This window comes from Megasphaera sp. MJR8396C (genome assembly GCF_001546855.1).
Classification (GTDB): Bacteria; Bacillota; Negativicutes; order Veillonellales; family Megasphaeraceae; genus Megasphaera.
Map to the genome: position 1 here is coordinate 1 of NZ_KQ958184.1, position 15,580 is coordinate 15,580.

16 protein-coding genes, 2 tRNA genes and 1 other annotated feature are annotated in these 15,580 nt (G+C 53.1%); of the genes, 15 read left to right on the plus strand and 3 right to left on the minus strand.

All coding sequences use genetic code 11. The annotated features are described in order from the left end of the window. The first annotated feature begins 104 nt into the window (after positions 1-104). The 3 genes from HMPREF3201_RS05995 (at position 105) to HMPREF3201_RS06005 (ending at position 1,080) form a co-directional block, all read left to right on the plus strand. On the plus strand, positions 105-803 hold the full coding sequence (locus HMPREF3201_RS05995) for a TerC family protein (protein ID WP_062412200.1): 699 nt from the start codon (positions 105-107) through the stop codon (positions 801-803). A 56-nt stretch (positions 804-859) separates the two neighbouring features. Continuing rightward, positions 860-936: transfer RNA gene (locus HMPREF3201_RS06000), tRNA-Pro, on the plus strand. 52 nt (positions 937-988) lie between these two features. Continuing rightward, a tRNA-Ser gene (locus HMPREF3201_RS06005) sits at positions 989-1,080 on the plus strand. Between the two features lie 37 nt (positions 1,081-1,117). Here HMPREF3201_RS06005 and HMPREF3201_RS06010 read toward each other — a convergent pair. Continuing rightward, on the minus strand, positions 1,118-1,636 hold the full coding sequence (locus tag HMPREF3201_RS06010; RefSeq protein WP_062412201.1) for a TetR/AcrR family transcriptional regulator: 519 nt from the start codon (positions 1,634-1,636) through the stop codon (positions 1,118-1,120). Between the two features lie 268 nt (positions 1,637-1,904). Here HMPREF3201_RS06010 and HMPREF3201_RS06015 point away from each other — a divergent pair, with 268 nt between their 5' ends. The 8 genes from HMPREF3201_RS06015 (at position 1,905) to upp (ending at position 8,167) form a co-directional block, all read left to right on the plus strand. Then, on the plus strand, positions 1,905-2,699 hold the full coding sequence (locus HMPREF3201_RS06015) for an MBL fold metallo-hydrolase (RefSeq protein ID WP_062412202.1): 795 nt from the start codon (positions 1,905-1,907) through the stop codon (positions 2,697-2,699). 141 nt (positions 2,700-2,840) lie between these two features. Further along, the gene (gene rpmE, locus HMPREF3201_RS06020; protein WP_062412203.1) at positions 2,841-3,050 is read left to right on the plus strand and encodes a 50S ribosomal protein L31; all 210 of its coding nucleotides are present in this window, start codon (positions 2,841-2,843) and stop codon (positions 3,048-3,050) included. A 72-nt stretch (positions 3,051-3,122) separates the two neighbouring features. Next, positions 3,123-4,010: a DUF1385 domain-containing protein gene (locus HMPREF3201_RS06025; protein WP_062412204.1), complete on the plus strand. Its 888-nt coding sequence runs from the start codon at positions 3,123-3,125 to the stop codon at positions 4,008-4,010. A 10-nt stretch (positions 4,011-4,020) separates the two neighbouring features. Continuing rightward, positions 4,021-5,109, plus strand: coding sequence for a peptide chain release factor 1 (gene prfA / locus HMPREF3201_RS06030; RefSeq protein ID WP_062412205.1), 1,089 nt, complete (start codon positions 4,021-4,023; stop codon positions 5,107-5,109). Beyond that, positions 5,102-5,959 (plus strand): peptide chain release factor N(5)-glutamine methyltransferase, encoded by an 858-nt coding sequence (prmC, locus tag HMPREF3201_RS06035; protein WP_062412206.1) that lies wholly within the window; start codon positions 5,102-5,104, stop codon positions 5,957-5,959. The genes prfA and prmC overlap by 8 nt, the downstream gene beginning before the upstream one ends. 3 nt (positions 5,960-5,962) lie before the next feature. Beyond that, positions 5,963-7,015, plus strand: coding sequence for an L-threonylcarbamoyladenylate synthase (locus tag HMPREF3201_RS06040; protein WP_062412207.1), 1,053 nt, complete (start codon positions 5,963-5,965; stop codon positions 7,013-7,015). Between the two features lie 73 nt (positions 7,016-7,088). Beyond that, positions 7,089-7,526 (plus strand): ribose 5-phosphate isomerase B, encoded by a 438-nt coding sequence (gene rpiB / locus HMPREF3201_RS06045; RefSeq protein ID WP_062412208.1) that lies wholly within the window; start codon positions 7,089-7,091, stop codon positions 7,524-7,526. Between the two features lie 17 nt (positions 7,527-7,543). Then, entirely contained in the window at positions 7,544-8,167 is a 624-nt protein-coding gene (gene upp / locus HMPREF3201_RS06050) for a uracil phosphoribosyltransferase (protein ID WP_062412209.1), read from the plus strand. A 67-nt stretch (positions 8,168-8,234) separates the two neighbouring features. On the opposite strand, the gene metA is transcribed toward upp, so the two are convergent. Next, complete coding sequence (metA, locus tag HMPREF3201_RS06055) at positions 8,235-9,170, minus strand: homoserine O-succinyltransferase (protein ID WP_062412210.1); 936 nt, start codon at positions 9,168-9,170, stop codon at positions 8,235-8,237. A 27-nt stretch (positions 9,171-9,197) separates the two neighbouring features. Then, positions 9,198-10,484, minus strand: coding sequence for an O-acetylhomoserine aminocarboxypropyltransferase/cysteine synthase family protein (locus HMPREF3201_RS06060; RefSeq protein ID WP_062412211.1), 1,287 nt, complete (start codon positions 10,482-10,484; stop codon positions 9,198-9,200). An 83-nt stretch (positions 10,485-10,567) separates the two neighbouring features. After that, positions 10,568-10,813 (minus strand) — a binding site (T-box leader). A 346-nt stretch (positions 10,814-11,159) separates the two neighbouring features. Here HMPREF3201_RS06060 and rplM point away from each other — a divergent pair. The 4 genes from rplM (at position 11,160) to HMPREF3201_RS06080 (ending at position 15,567) form a co-directional block, all read left to right on the plus strand. Then, positions 11,160-11,600 carry a 50S ribosomal protein L13 gene (gene rplM / locus HMPREF3201_RS06065; RefSeq protein ID WP_062412212.1) on the plus strand — a complete coding sequence of 147 codons (441 nt, stop codon included), beginning with the start codon at positions 11,160-11,162 and terminating at the stop codon, positions 11,598-11,600. A 22-nt stretch (positions 11,601-11,622) separates the two neighbouring features. Beyond that, entirely contained in the window at positions 11,623-12,015 is a 393-nt protein-coding gene (gene rpsI, locus HMPREF3201_RS06070) for a 30S ribosomal protein S9 (protein ID WP_044505002.1), read from the plus strand. A 238-nt stretch (positions 12,016-12,253) separates the two neighbouring features. Beyond that, positions 12,254-13,339 (plus strand): iron-containing alcohol dehydrogenase family protein, encoded by a 1,086-nt coding sequence (locus HMPREF3201_RS06075; protein ID WP_062412213.1) that lies wholly within the window; start codon positions 12,254-12,256, stop codon positions 13,337-13,339. A 35-nt stretch (positions 13,340-13,374) separates the two neighbouring features. Then, positions 13,375-15,567: a U32 family peptidase gene (locus HMPREF3201_RS06080; RefSeq protein WP_062412214.1), complete on the plus strand. Its 2,193-nt coding sequence runs from the start codon at positions 13,375-13,377 to the stop codon at positions 15,565-15,567. The last annotated feature ends 13 nt before the right edge of the window (positions 15,568-15,580 follow it).

Consider the following 15,580-nt stretch of genomic DNA (forward strand, 5'->3'; position numbering starts at 1 on the left):
AACCACCAGTTAAACTGGTGGTTTTGATTCTTGCCATGACCCATAAAGTATCATATAATGAGTAAGATTATGGTATTGGCATAGGAGAAAAGGGAGGAATTGCCTTGGCAGGATTAGAATCAGCATTGGTATTTGACGTAACGATGATTTTGCAGGTCGTGCTCATCGATTTGGCCTTAGGCGGCGATAATTCCATCGTCATCGGTATGGCCGCCAAGAATCTGCCGAAACATTTGCAAAAAAAGGCTATTTTATACGGTACGGCAGGGGCTATTATCCTGCGCTTCATCATGGCCTTCATCGTGTCCTGGCTGTTCCAGGTACCCTTTTTGAAGACCCTCGGCGCCGTCCTCCTGGTTTTCATCGGAATCAAGCTCATCGGAGCCGATGATGCCGAAGAAGACGTTCACGTCGAAGCCAAGGACTCGTTATGGGCAGCTGTGCGGACGATCATGATGGCCGACGCCCTCATGAGTTTAGACAACGTCCTGGGCATCGTCGGGGTCACCGATAATCACTGGGGCCTTTTGATGTTCGGCATGCTTATTTCCGTTCCCATCATCGTCTTTGGCAGTACTGTCGTCGTGAAAGTCATGAATCGCTTTCCGATTTTGGTCTATATCGGTGGAGCCATCCTCGGCTGGGCATCGGGCGGCATGGTGGCCAGCGATCCTTATTTAGCCCAATATGTCGGCTGGGCCTCTGCCAATCCGTCGGCGATGAAGGGCATTTTGCTGGCCGTTACCGTTATCGGTGGCTTTCTCTGGAAGGCCTTTCATAAGAAGGAAACGGCGGCGGCTTGATGAAAGAAAAAACTTGACATTTTCCTTCAGTGTGATATTATATATAAGTCAGGTAACGGGGCGTGGCGCAGTTTGGTAGCGCGCTTGGTTCGGGACTAAGAGGTCGCAGGTTCAAATCCTGTCGCCCCGACCATTTTATATATCGGTATTGATCCCGAGAATACAGTAAGCGATATATAAGTCATGGAGAGCTGTCCGAGTGGCTGAAGGAGCATGATTGGAAATCATGTATAGGGCGAACGCTCTATCGTGGGTTCAAATCCCACGCTCTCCGCCATAAACGAAAAGACGATCACAACGGTGATCGTCTTTTTTTATGTCTCTTTTTCAAAGGATCGGCTGCCGTAGCCGATGAAGCGCAGCAGCATGGCCTGGATGGCAAACCAGTCGTCATCCTTTTTCCATTTGTGGTGCTGGTTGATGGCAAAGGCCCCGCTGACTAAAAAGAGGTAGAGATTTTCAGCTAATCGTTCATCGAGATGAAACTGCTTTTGAAAGAGGGGGACGACGCTGTCTTTTTGGTGACTGAAAATATACTGCAGGATGTAAGGGCCCAAGTCTTCATCGGCAAAGAGGGCCTGGTATTGGCCGTGATCGGCCACGCGTTGGCAAATGGGGAGCATGGCATAATTTTCTTTGATAAAAGCCGTGCTGTCTGCCTTTTGGCCGGCTTGCAGGACCATAGCCAGCATCGTTTCCGGGGCTACTTCGTTTTCGGATATTTCCAGGGCCTCGGTGAGCACCTCATCTAAGACGGCGTAGATGTCGACATAATGCAGGTAAAAGGTCGCTCTCGTGATGTCCGCCTGTTTGCAAATGGCCGTGACCGTCACTTTCGAGAAACGCTGTTTCTACAGGAGCTCTAAGAAGGACTGCTTGATGACTTGTCGCGTATAGCGCGTGCGCCGGTCTGTCTTTCGTTCCATGGTCTTCCTCCCATCGTTTCTAGACACTTTTTGAATACTGTCTATTATTTGACACTTTATGGAAAATGATTATTGATTAACTTTCTGCTCTGAGCATAATAGATATTGAACAGAGTGCCAATAAACTTTCATAGTGTTTAATAAATTACCTGATAGTCCCAAAAGGAAATCTACCATGAACATTCAACAGATTCGCAATGCAACCCTTAAAATTACGTATCACAGCAAAACGTTTTTACTCGATCCCTGGCTCTGCGGCAAGGGAGAAACGGGCAGCTTCAGCGATATTCCCGGCCAGCCTTTCATCATTCCTGACCCGGTCAAGATGCAGATTGCCATGCCCATCTTTCCGCTCCCCATGGATGTCCGCGACGTCCTGGACGGCGTCGATTATTACGTCGTAACCCACCTTCATCCAGACCACATCGACATCGTAGCCGACGGTACGGTCGGGGCACCTCTCGATAGGAGCGTACCGGTCTTTACGCAGCATGAAGGCGATGCCGCTGTCTTGAAAAAGTCCGGCTTCCAAGACGTCCGGGTAGTGACGTCGGAAGGCCTTTCGGTCGACGGTGTGAAACTTCAAAAGATGCCCGGTCGTCACGGCACCATCATTCCCTGCGGCGAAGCCATGGGCGTCCTGTTAAGCGCAGCTGATGAAGAACAGTTATACATTGCCGGCGATACGATTTGGTATGAAGGTGTCGAACAGATTTTAAAGACCTACAAGCCGGGCGTCGTAGCCCTCAATGCCTGCGCCGCTGAAACGGTAGAACACGGTAGGCTTTTCATGGGCGATGAAGACGTGGCCTGCGTGGCTCAGACCCTGCCTTCGGCCAAACTTTTCCTGACCCATATGGATACGGTCTCTCACGCATCCTTGACGCGCCGCTCATTGCGGGGCCTCCTGGCCATGCGCGGCGTAGTCGGGTATGTCATGCCGGAAGACGGCGAAAGCGTCGCTTTTTAAGCCTTGGGCCTGATGAAGCCTTCGACGAGATGACCGCCATTCTATGAACCCATCGATATTTTCCTTGCATTTCAAGACCCGATGTGATAAACTATTCTAGCATAGGTTTTGAATGATTGATCATAGAAAGAGGTGTAAGTGGTGAAAGAAGGTATTCATCCGAAGTATTATCCGAATGCCAAGGTAACTTGCGCATGCGGCAATACGTTTGAAACAGGTTCTACGAAACCGGAACTGCGTGTTGAAATTTGCTCTCAGTGCCATCCGTTCTTTACCGGTCAGCAGCGCGCTCAGCAGGCTCGTGGCCGTATCGAACAGTTCAATAAACGTTATGGTAAAACAGGTAAATAATCAGCAGTACAAGTGGGCAGCAGAGCAGAAATGCTCTGCTCTATTTGTATGTAGAGAAAGGGAGGTAGCGCTTTGAAGAAACCGAAGATTTATGTCGGCGGCCAGGCGGTCATCGAAGGGGTCATGATGCGTAGTCCCAAGACGATTGCGACGGCCGTTCGGACCCCGTCTGGTGAAATTACGGTAAAAAAGGATGCCATTCAATCGATTGCCGAGCGGTATCCGATTCTGAAGAAGCCCTTTTTGCGGGGCACCGTTGCTTTGGTCGAATCCCTTATATACGGTATGAAGAGCCTCTCTTATTCGGCACAGGCTGCCGGTGAAGAAGAGGAACAACTGTCGAGTTGGCAGATGGCCCTTACCATGGGCATTTCCGTGCTCTTGGCCATCGTCTTTTTCCTGGTCATCCCTACGTATGCTGCTAAATTCATTCCCGGCGTTTCTGATAGTGCCTTCCGGCTCAACGTCGTCGAAGGCGTTTTGCGCCTGGCTATATTTCTATTATATATATGGGCTATTTCATTGACGTCGGACATTCGCCGCGTCTTTGAATACCACGGGGCCGAACACAAGACGATTTGGACCTATGAATCGGGCGAAGAGCTGACCGTTGAAAACGTACAGCGTCACAGCCGTCTTCACCCGCGGTGCGGCACGAATTTCCTGCTCATCGTCATGGTCGTCTCGATCTTCGTCTTTGCCTTTCTGGGCTGGCCGAGTTTTATCGAACGAATCATATCCCGTATCGTCCTCATGCCCGTCGTCGCCGGCATCAGTTATGAAATGATACGCCTGGCCGGACGGACGACAAGCCCCGTCATTCAAACCATCTTCCGTCCGGGGCTGTGGCTCCAGTACCTGACGACCCGCGAACCGCACGCCGACCAGATCGAAGTCGCCATCGAAGCCATGAAGGCGGCGAAACCCGCCGACGAAGGCGACGTAACTGAAATAAAGTAAGGAGAGAATTATGAGCTCATTTATGGATAAAGTACAGGCCGTGGAAAATAAATTCATGGACCTCGAACAGCAGATCAGCGACCCTTCGGTCATCGCCCGCCAGGAAGAATGGCAGAAACTGACGAAGGAACACGCGTCGCTCATGCCCCTCGTCGAAACGTTCCGCAAGTATAAAGACATCACCCATACGATTGAAGGCGATCAGGAAATCTTAAACGATCCCGACAGTGATGATGATCTCCTGGCCATGGCTAAGGAAGAAATGAACGGCCTGGTAAAGGAACAGGCTGAGCTTGAAGATCAGCTGCACATCCTCATGCTGCCGAAAGACCCGCGGGATGATAAGAACGTCATCATGGAAATCCGCGGTGGTGCCGGCGGTGATGAAGCGGCCCTCTTTGCCGGCGATCTGTTCCGCATGTACATGAAATATATTGAGAAACAGCCCGGCTGGAAGACGAGCATCATCAGCTCTAACGAACCGGAGTTAGGCGGCTTTAAAGAAGTCGTATTCTCCATCGAAGGTTCCGGCGTCTTCGGTAAGCTGAAGTATGAATCGGGCGTTCATCGCGTCCAGCGTGTCCCGGTCACCGAAGCCGGCGGCCGTATCCACACGTCGACGGCGACCGTTGCCGTCCTGCCGGAAGCGGAAGATGTTGAAATCGACCTCAATATGGACGACGTCCGCGTCGACTATTTCCGTGCCTCCGGTGCCGGCGGCCAGCACGTCAACAAGACGAGTTCCGCTGTCCGCATGACTCATATCCCGTCGGGATTGGTCGTCGAATGCCAGGATGAACGGTCCCAGTTGGAAAATAGGGCCAAAGCCCTGCGCGTCTTGAAGGCCCGCCTCCTCGACCAGGCTCAGCAGAAAGCCGATGCCGAATTGACGGAAGAACGGCGCAGCCAGGTCGGTACGGGTGACCGCAGTGAACGAATCCGCACGTACAACTTCCCGCAGGGCCGGGTAACGGATCACCGCATCAACCTGACCCTGTACAAACTCGATAACATCTTAAACGGCGATATCGACGAATTTATCCAGGCTCTGGCCGAAACCCGCCGGGCCGAACTGATGAAAGAAGCGGAAAATGAATAAGATTTGGACGATCGGTGCCTTGCTGCAATGGACTCAGCAGTACTTTGCAGAAAAAGGCATCGATTCACCGCGCCTGGATGCAGAAATCCTCTTGGCCCACGTTTTAAAAAAAGAGCGGATTTACTTGTATGCCCATTACGATGAACCCATGAACGGTGACGAACTGGCGGCGTATCGGGAACTCGTAAAGAAACGGGGAAGCCGCTTGTCCGTTGCCCATATCCTGGGTACCCAGGCTTTTATGGGCCTCGATTTTAAGGTAAGTCAAGATGTGCTCATCCCGCGTCCGGAAACGGAAATGCTCGTCGAAACCGTAATCGAAGCGGCCAGGGGGACGGCGCCGGTCATCATCGATATCGGCACCGGGAGTGGCGCCATTATCCTCAGCCTCTTGTCCTATTTGCCGGAGGCGACGGGATTTGGCGTCGATATTTCTCCAAAAGCCCTGGCCATGGCTTCCGAGAATGGGGAACACTTAGGTCTTACGGACCGCGTGACCTGGATGGAAAGCGACCTTTTCACCAAGGTTCCGTCCATGGCCTGTGACTGGCTGGTATCGAATCCGCCGTATTTGACGGCTCAGGATATGGCCGAGCTTCAGCCTGAAGTTCGCTATGATCCGGAACTTGCCCTATACGGCGGCGACGACGGCCTTTCCCTTTATCGGAGACTGGCTGAAGCCTCGCCGGCCTATGTCAAAGCCGGCGGTCACTGCGCCGTTGAAATCGGTGCCGGCCAAGCCGAGGATGTCATCGATATTTTCTGCCGGACCGGTTCCTATGATCATGAAAAGACCGTCAAGGATTACGGCGGTATCGACAGAGTCCTATTATTTACAAGAAAAGAGTAGACTATGAAGCAGACGAAACTTGTAGAAATTACGGATATAGAGCAACAGAAAGAAGTTCTTGAAGAAGCAGGAAGGATTATTCGCGACGGCGGACTGGTCGTCTTTCCGACGGAAACGGTGTATGGTATCGGTGCCAATGGCCTTGATGCCGACGCCTGCCGCAGCATTTATGAAGCCAAGGGCCGTCCCAGCGACAACCCCTTGATACTGACCGTTCCCGACGAAGAAGGGGCCCTCCAGGCGGCGGCTGAGATTTCACCGACGGCACAGAAATTGATGGATTATTTCTGGCCCGGCCCGTTGACCATCGTCCTGCCCAGAAAACCTATCGTTCCCGATGCGGCGACGGGAGGCCTCGATACGGTAGCCCTTCGCTGTCCCGATCACGATATCTGCCGGGCTTTTCTGCGCTATGCCGGCGTTCCCGTTGCCGGACCCAGTGCCAATTTATCGACCCGGCCCAGCCCGACGACGGCAGCCGAAGTCATGCACGACATGGACGGGCGCGTCGATATGGTCATTGACGGCGGACCCTGCCACATCGGCGTCGAATCGACGATCGTCGAATGCAGCGGCGACGACAAGGTGACCATCCTTCGTCCCGGCGGCGTCACCATTGAAATGCTGAAGGAGATCGTACCCGTCGTCGAAATGGATACGACCTTGGTGACCGGCAAAGGCGTCCCCAAAGCGCCGGGCATGAAGTATCGCCACTATGCCCCGTCGGCACCGATGACGGTCGTCGTCGGGACGGAAGATAAGGTAACGGCCAAACTGCAGTCCCTGTACGAAGGGCTTAAGGCAGAAGGGAAGACCGTCGGCTTCTTGGTCAGTGAAGAAGTGGGCAGCCATTTCCCGCACAAGAACATGTATGTCTGGGGCCATCACGACGATAAAGAAGCCCTGGCCAACCAGCTCTATACGGGACTCCTTTCCTTTGACAGCGACGTCGTCGACGTCATCTTAGCCGAAGGTGTCGATGATGAAGGTTTGGGCCTGGCCATCATGAACCGCATGAAGAAAGCAGCCGGCGGTCATGTCATCCTCGTCGATTAAGGCTTTTCCGAAGGCCTGGGAAGATGTATAATAAACTTGAATTATACCAGCATACACAGGGGAGGAATCATTGATGAAATTAGTACTTGGCGCCGATCACGGCGGATTTGAACTGAAAGAAAATATCAAAGAATATTTGAAAGAAGAAGGCATTGAATTTACCGACTACGGTACCTTGACCGGCGACCGCTGCGACTATCCCGACGTTGCTAAAAAAGTAGCGGAAGCGATTGCCGACGGTACTTTTGACCGGGGCATCCTCTTTTGCGGCACCGGCATCGGTATCGGCATTGCTGCCAATAAGGTTCACGGCATCCGGGCAGCGCTCTGCCACGATACCTTTTCGGCAGAATTCTGCCGTCGCCACAACGACGCCAACATTCTGACCATGGGCGGCCGTGTCATCGGACCGGGCCTGGCTCGAGAAGTCGTTCGTATTTTCCTGTCCACCGGCTTTGACGGCGGCCGTCACGCTGAACGCGTTGCCAAAATTGCCGACATGGATAAATGAGGAAGGAGTATTCACACATGCACGTACAAGTAATGGATCATCCGCTTATTCAGCATAAAATCACGCTCATGCGCAAAAAGGAAACGGGGTCGAAGGATTTCCGCAACCTCTTAGAAGAAATTACCATGCTCATGGGCTATGAAATCACGCGGGACCTGCCGCTGGAAAATGTAGCCATCGAAACGCCGGTGGCCTCCATGAACGGCAAGCAGATCAGCGGCAAGAAACTGGGCATCGTCCCCGTCCTCCGCGCTGGTCTGGGAATGGTTCAGGGTATGCTCAACCTCATCCCCATGGCTAAAGTAGGTCATATCGGCCTCTACCGCGACCCGCAGACACTGGAACCGGTTGAATATTACTGCAAACTGCCTGACGTTGAAAACCGTGACTTCATCATCGTCGACCCCATGCTGGCTACTGGTGGCAGTGCTTCGGCAGCCATTACCCTGCTCAAGGAAAAGGGCATCAAGAACATTAAGCTCATGTGCCTGGTAGCGGCTCCCCAAGGCGTCCAGAAGGTCAATGCCGACCATCCCGACGTCCGCATCTACGTCGCAGCCCTCGACGATACCTTGAATGATCAAGGCTATATCGTTCCTGGTCTGGGCGATGCCGGCGACCGTATCTTCGGTACGAAATAAGACATCTTTATTACGGACATATAAAAAAATCGCCTCCCATCTTGCTTGGGAGGTGATTTTCTGTCTCTTAATGGCCGCAGGACGCCAGGCTTTGAATCGATGTTAATTCATAGGGCGTTTCCTGATAGACGATATTCAGCCAGTTGTGGTAAAAGAGGTGGGCATAGCTGCACCACGTGAAGTACGGTTCCTTAGTATCGTTGTCGCCCGGGTAGTAGTGCTTGGGAACGGCGATAGGAAGGCCTTTTTTCTTATCCCGCAGGTATTCTTCCTCGAGGGTCCGACGGTCGTATTCGAAGTGGCCAAGGACGAAGAAGCGGCGGTGGTCCGGCGTGCCGATGATGTTGATGCCGTTTTCGGCTGACCGTGACAAGATTTCCAGTTCCGGTCTATTGTAGACGGCGATGTCGTCGATGGCCGTGTGACGGGACTGGGGAATGAAGTAGCGGTCGTCGAAGCCGCGCAGGAGCGGATGGTGCTTCTGGGTCAGTTGGTATTCGAAGATGCCGAAGAGCTTGGCTGAGAGATCCCTTTTGTGGATGCCGTAGTAGTGATAGAGCCCGGCCTGGGCACCCCAGCAGAAGAGGAGCGTCGAAAAGGCGTGGGTCTTGGCCCAGTCGAGGTAGGTCTTCATTTCCGGCCAGTAGTCGACGGATTCGAAGGGCATCTGTTCGACCGGTGCGCCGGTGATGATGAGTCCGTCGTAATAGCGGTCCTTGATGTCGTCGAAGACACAGTAGTTTTCATCCAGGTACGACGCATCGGTATGGGTGCTTTGATGCGTCTTTGTATGGCAGAAGTCGACTTCGACCTGGAGCGGTGAGTCGCCGAGGAGGCGCAGGAGCTGCAGCTCCGTCGGCTTCTTTAAGGGCATCAAATTGAGGATGAGAATGTGCAGGGGCCGGATGTCCTGATGGAGGGCCAGACCCTTATCAATGGTGAAGATTCCTTCGTCATGCAGTTTTTCTTTGGCGGCCAGGCCGTCGGCGATTTTTATCGGCATCGTCTGTCCCTCCTTTACAATACGAGATTAGATCGAAGCCAGGGCTTTTTCGACGGCCGTTAAGAGGTCTTCGATGTTTTCGAGGCCGATGGAGATGCGGACCGTGCCCGGCGTGATGCCGCAGGCGCGCTGGGCTTCTTCAGAAAGCTGCTGGTGGGTCGTCGAAGCGGGGTGAACGAGGAGCGACTTGGAGTCGCCGACGTTGGCCAGATCCGAGAAGATATCGGCGCTGTCGATGAATTTGCGGGCAGCCGTGTAGCCGTCTTTGAGTTCAAAGGAGAAGATGGAGCCCGTTCCCTTGGGGAAGTATTTCTGAGCCAATTTGTAGTACGGCGAAGACGGCAGGGACGGATAGTTGACCTTGGCGACTTTCGGACTATTTTCTAAGAAATCGGCGATTTTCTGGGCATTTTCAACGTGGCGTTCGATGCGAAGCGACAGCGATTCAAGGCCCTGGATGAGGAGCCAGGCGTTGAAGGGGCTGATGCAGGCGCCGAGGTCGCGGAGGGCTTTGGCGCGGATGCGGGTGACGAAACCAGCGCCGGGAATGTCTTTGGCGAAGTTGACGCCGTTGTAGGACGGATCGGGCGAAGCGAAGTCTTGGAAGCGGCCCGATGCAGCCCAGTCGAATTTGCCGTTTTCAACGATGAGGCCGCCTAAGGTCGTGCCGTGGCCGCCGATGAATTTCGTAGCCGAGTGGACGACGACGTCAGCGCCGTGATCGAGAGGACGGAAGAGGTACGGCGTAGCAAAGGTATTGTCGACGATGACCGGCAGGCCGTTTTCATGGGCAATGGCAGCGATGGCTTCGAAGTCGGGAATGTTGATGGCCGGATTGCCGAGGCTTTCGAGGTAGATGGCCTTGGTCTTGTCGTTGATCTGTTTGGCAAAGGACTGCGGATCATCGGGATCGGCAAAGTGCGTCGTAATGCCCAAATGTTTAAAGGTTTCGGTGAACAGTTCAACCGTGCCGCCATACAGGGTCGGAGCGGCGATGATTTCGTCGCCGGCACCGGCTAAGTTGATGATCGAGTAGGCAATTGCCGAGGCGCCGCTGGCCGTAGCCAGGCCGGCCGTGCCGTTTTCAAGAGCGGCGATTCGTTTTTCCAGGACGTCCTGGGTTGGATTGGTCAAGCGGCTGTAGATGAAGCCCGGATCTTTCAAGGCGAAGCGGTCTTCGGCCTGCTGGGTATCTTTAAAGACGTAAGATGTCGTCTGGTAAATCGGAACGGCACGGGAACCCGTCGTCGGATCCGGAACCTGACCTGCATGCTGTTGTAACGTTTCGAATTTGTAGTTTTTGTTTTCGCTCATAATACATTTCCCCCTGATATTTAAAAAAATATAATGTAGTATAAACTTGAAAGCCTTGTAATAAAAAAAGCTTCCATCCCTATGTAAGGGACGGAAGCACCGTGATACCACCCAATTTCACCTATCCTTCGCAGGATAAGCCTCTTCAGGTACGCAGGCAAAACTGCCCTCAATACCATAGCACTGTAACGGGTGCGCCCGGACGGTCTAATTATTCGACCAGCCTGCTCGGAGTCCATCTTCCACCATGCTTCTTGCTTTCCCTTTCACCGAATCGGGAACTCTCTGTGCCAAGTCCTATCGTGTACTCTTCTCTTCATTGCAACACTATCAAGTTGTTGACGTAAGTCTATCACCAAATGAAGGCCTTGTCAAATAATTTTTCGAAAAAAATAAAAGAAATTTTAGGTTAAACGTTCTAATATAAAGGTACTGCTTAAATATATAATGATATATACGGTATGCGAAAGATGTATCGACGATTATGCCCAAGGAGAAATGCCGCTTTCCTCGGGCGGAAGGCGGGGAATAGCTGAAAAAAGTAAAATAATTGTTGACAAGGACCGGTGAAATCTGTAAAATAAATAAGTAAGCTTTTCACTTGGACTCCATTAGCCCCGGAGAAAGAGCACCAAAAGCTTGGTCAGTTAGTTAATCAGGGAGGAATTACACAGCATGAAAACTACATTTATGGCCAATGCAGGCAACATCGAACGTAAATGGTTTGTTGTTGACGCTGAAGGCCAGACATTAGGCCGTCTTGCTGCCGAAGTAGCTAAAGTTCTTCGGGGAAAACATAAACCTACTTTTACCCCGCATGTCGATACAGGCGATTTTGTAATTGTAGTCAACGCAGCAAAAGTTAAATTGACTGGTAAGAAATTAATCCAGAAGACCTATTTCCATCATTCCGGTTATCCCGGTGGATCTAAATTCACTCAGGCCGGCCATCTGCTCGAAACGCGGCCGGAACGTGTTGTTGAAATGGCAGTTCGCGGTATGCTCCCGAAAAATAAATTGGGTGAACAGATGTACCGTAAACTGAACGTCTATGCAGGCGCTGAACATCCGCATCAGGCTCAGCAACCTGAAGTTTTGAAGTTAAACATTCGCTAATTAATACCGGGAGGAAGATTTCATGGCAGTAGCACAGTACTACGGCACTGGCCGTAGAAAGACATCCGTTGCTAGAGTTCGTCTGGTTCCGGGTCAGGGTAATATCACCGTCAATAAAAAAGAATTGAACGAATATTTCGGTCGTAAAACGCTGGAATTGGTTATTAAACAGCCCCTCGTACTCACAGGTGTAACCGAACAGTACGACGTCATCGCTGACGTTAAGGGCGGCGGCCCGTCCGGCCAGGCCGGCGCAATCCGCCACGGCATCAGCCGCGCTCTGTTGGAAGTCGACAGCGATTTCCGTCAGGCTCTGAAAAAAGCTGGTTTCCTCACGCGTGACCCGCGTGAAAAAGAACGCCGCAAATACGGCCTCAAGAAAGCTCGTAAAGCTTCTCAGTTCTCGAAACGTTAATATTTTTCCAAGATATTTTCGTCAAACCTATGCAATTAAAAAGGGGTATCTCACAATGGATTTCCATTCTGGGACCCCTTTTTTGTATCTTTTTGAAGGGAAGCCCTTGGTTGACCGAAAGGGTCCCGGCACGTGGTGCGGGGCCTTTTTGGCGTAGGGAAAACTGGCCTCAGGGCCTCAAAGATGATAAAATGGATAAGAAAATAAACTAGTGATTTGCCGTGAAGGGGGACTTCGTATGTTTACCTATTATATGCCGACGCAGGTGTTTTTTGGAAAAGGCTGTATTGCTGAATCCGGTCAGGTCTTAGCCGATTTGGGGAAGCGGGCCTTATTGGTCACGGGCCGCCATTCGGCCAAGGTCAACGGCTCTCAGGATGCCTTTACCGGAAAACTCGATGAATTGGGCATTTCTTGGTATCTGTTTGACGATGTTGAAAACAACCCTTCTATCGATACGATTCGAAGAGCGGCTGCTTTTGCCAAGGAGAAAGGCGTTGATTTCGTTGTCGGTATCGGCGGCGGTTCACCCATGGATGCCGCTAAGGCCATTGCCCTTCTCTGCACGGATGATCTCGATGATGAACAACTTTTCAAGGGGCCTTATAAAAAGCCTCTGCCCATCGTGGCCGTGCCGACGACAGCCGGAACGGGGAGCGAAGTGACCAAAGTCAGCGTCCTCACCAACGTTCATGCCGGGACCAAGCAGTCCATCAATACGCCTTTGATTTTCCCGGTCTATGCCTTTGCCGACCCGTCCTTTACGGAAAGCGTATCTCAGACGGTTACCATCGATACGGCCATCGATGCCTTGAGCCATGCGGTGGAAGGCTATATGTCGAAACTCTCGACGCCTATGAGTGACGTTTGGGCTGAAGAAGCCATGCGCTTTATCGGCCTCCATCTGACCGACTTGAAGGGCGCTATCGCCTATCCCGTCCGAGAAGACCTGCTCTACGGTTCCATGCTGGCCGGCCTTACGATTGCCCAGACCGGGACGACCATGGTTCACAGCATGGGCTACATGCTGACCTATTATCGCGGTATTACCCACGGCCGGGCTAACGGCCTCCTTTTGCCGGCTTATATGAAGCTCATGGAAGAATCGATGGCGGACAAGGCCGAACGGGTCTGGTCCATCCTCGGCCTTTCCGGGAGCGATGATTTTGCGGCCCTCATGAAAGACCTTATGGGCGACACCGTCGGCCTTAAAGATGATGAAATTAAAAAATTCGTGACCATGACCATGCCGACCAGCGGCATCAAGCGGACGCCTTATGACGTAACGGCCGCTGATTTGACGACGATTTACAAAGCGCTGTAATCGGGCCGGGCCTGATTCAGTATAGGAGGAATAGTATGGCAGAATTATTAGCGCCGGCAGGCTCTTTGGATAACGTACTTACGGCCATTGATGCCGGTGCCGATGCCGTTTATTTTGGCGGTAAGAGCTTCAATGCCCGCCGCTTTGCACATAATCTCGACGATGATGAAATCGTCCAAGCCGTAAAAACGGCTCATTTATTTGGCGTAAAAGTATACGTCACGGTCAATATTCTCATGGCCGATACAGAACTCGAGGCCCTGACGGCCTATTTACAGTCCCTCGATGCGGCCGGTGTCGACGGCATCATCGTCCAGGACCTGGCCGTAGCTCTCCTGGCCCGGCGCGTCGTGCCCAACCTGCCCCTGCACGGCAGTACGCAGATGACCGTTGCCGATGCGGACGGCGTCCGCTTCTTGGAAGAGAACGGCTTTACGCAGGCTGTCTTATCCCGTGAATTATCCCTTGCTGAGATACAATCCGTCTGCGCATCTTCGCCCCTGGCTATTGAAGTCTTTATCCACGGGGCGTCCTGCATGGCCTATTCCGGCCAGTGCCTGATGAGCAGCTTCCTCGGCGGCCGCAGCGGCAATCGCGGTGCCTGTGCCCAGCCCTGCCGTCAGCCTTATACCTTGGTCCGCGACGGCAAAGAAGTCATGAAACAAGAGGCTTACGTGCTCAGTCTCAAGGACTTAAAGGCCCTCGATTATATCGACGACCTCCTCGATGCCGGCGTCACGTCTTTTAAAATAGAAGGCCGTATGAAAGGCGATACCTACGTGCGGACTGTGGTTACGGCCTACCGCAAGGTCATCGACGCCCATTACAGCAGCCCCAAGGCTCGCAAAAAGGCCCATGCCGAAGCGCAGGCCTTATTGACGGCGGCCTTTAACCGCAGCTATCAGGACGATTTTTTGGCAGATACGGTCAGCCGTCGGACCTTGACCGAGAAGAATCCTTCGGGACGGCAGACGGCAGACGATGCCGCCATCGGTCTGACGCGAAAGCTGCCCATTTACGCCTACGTCGACGTCGATGGAGAAGGGCGATTGACACTTACGGTTTGGGATGAAAAAGCCCATACGGCAGTCGTTACGGCAGACTTTCAGCCGCAGCCGGCTTCGAAGCGTCCGGCAACGATCGATTACCTGAAAAAACAGCTGGGCCGTCTTGGTGAGACGCCCTTTGCCCTTACGGAAGTGACGGCCTGGGATGAAACCAAGATGATCCCGGCCAGCGTCCTGAACGAACTGCGCCGAGACGCTGTCGCCAAGCTGACGGAAACGATTTTGGATGACTACCAGCGGCCGGCAGCCGGAACGGCGGCACCTATGCTGGAAAGGGCCGATGTGCCGCAAAAAGGCAAGGCCATGGAACTCGTCGTCCGCTGTGATACCGTCGACGCCGTCAGGGCAGCGGCTGAACAGGGGGCTGACATCATCATTTTTGGCGGCGAATCGTACCACCATCGTCCGTTCCTTAATGCAGACTGGCAGCAAGCCGTGAAGGCGGCTCACGATCACCAGACGGCCTTATGGGCCGGGACGCCGCGCATCGTCGACGAAAGCCACCGGGCTGCTGTACAGCAGGAACTCGAACGGGCCGTCGATTCCGGCATCGATGGGATCTACGCCGGGGCCATGGCCGTCTTTACCATGGCGAAAAGAGTCGGAAAAGGCCTTCCCGTAAGGACCGACTGGTCCCTCAATATCTTTAACAGTCAGGCCGCGTCGGCCTATGCCGCCCTGGGCTGCCAAAGCGTCACGGCGTCTTTGGAAGCAACATTGCGCCAGATGCGCGATATGGCCCGCAAGGATCCTTGTCCCATTGAAGCCGTCGTAGAAGGGCGGGTGGAAATGATGGTCACCGAATCGTGCGTCATCTCGTCCTTTGCCGGCAATGGCCAAAAGAAAGGCTGTCCCAACATTTGCCAAGGCGGGGCCTACGCCCTGCGTGACCGGCGGGATGAAGATTTTCCCGTCGCCACCGACCAGTATTGCCGCAACCATATCTTAAACAGCCGTGACCTCGACATGGCGCCCTACTATAAAGACCTCGTCCGGGCCGGTCTCGCTGCCATTCGCATTGAAGGCCGGGGCCGCAGTCCTAAGTGGCTGGCCGAACAGGTTTCCCGCTATCGCCGTCTCTGTGACGGGACGGAAACCCTGGTCTTGGGAAAAGAAGACCAGACCGTTACCCGGGGCCACTTCTTTCACGGAATTTTATAATACAGGAGCAACC

Excerpts from the sequence above, each read along its gene's own strand:
- HMPREF3201_RS06015 (WP_062412202.1), top strand. The coding sequence starts at position 1,905 with ATGAACATTCAACAGATTCGCAATGCAACCCTTAAAATTACGTATCAC.
- prfA (WP_062412205.1), top strand. The coding sequence starts at position 4,021 with ATGAGCTCATTTATGGATAAAGTACAGGCCGTGGAAAATAAATTCATG.
- prmC (WP_062412206.1), top strand. The coding sequence starts at position 5,102 with ATGAATAAGATTTGGACGATCGGTGCCTTGCTGCAATGGACTCAGCAG.
- HMPREF3201_RS06040 (WP_062412207.1), top strand. The coding sequence starts at position 5,963 with ATGAAGCAGACGAAACTTGTAGAAATTACGGATATAGAGCAACAGAAA.
- rpiB (WP_062412208.1), top strand. The coding sequence starts at position 7,089 with ATGAAATTAGTACTTGGCGCCGATCACGGCGGATTTGAACTGAAAGAA.
- upp (WP_062412209.1), top strand. The coding sequence starts at position 7,544 with ATGCACGTACAAGTAATGGATCATCCGCTTATTCAGCATAAAATCACG.
- metA (WP_062412210.1), bottom strand. The coding sequence starts at position 9,170 with ATGCCGATAAAAATCGCCGACGGCCTGGCCGCCAAAGAAAAACTGCAT.
- HMPREF3201_RS06060 (WP_062412211.1), bottom strand. The coding sequence starts at position 10,484 with ATGAGCGAAAACAAAAACTACAAATTCGAAACGTTACAACAGCATGCA.
- rplM (WP_062412212.1), top strand. The coding sequence starts at position 11,160 with ATGAAAACTACATTTATGGCCAATGCAGGCAACATCGAACGTAAATGG.
- rpsI (WP_044505002.1), top strand. The coding sequence starts at position 11,623 with ATGGCAGTAGCACAGTACTACGGCACTGGCCGTAGAAAGACATCCGTT.
- HMPREF3201_RS06075 (WP_062412213.1), top strand. The coding sequence starts at position 12,254 with ATGTTTACCTATTATATGCCGACGCAGGTGTTTTTTGGAAAAGGCTGT.
- HMPREF3201_RS06080 (WP_062412214.1), top strand. The coding sequence starts at position 13,375 with ATGGCAGAATTATTAGCGCCGGCAGGCTCTTTGGATAACGTACTTACG.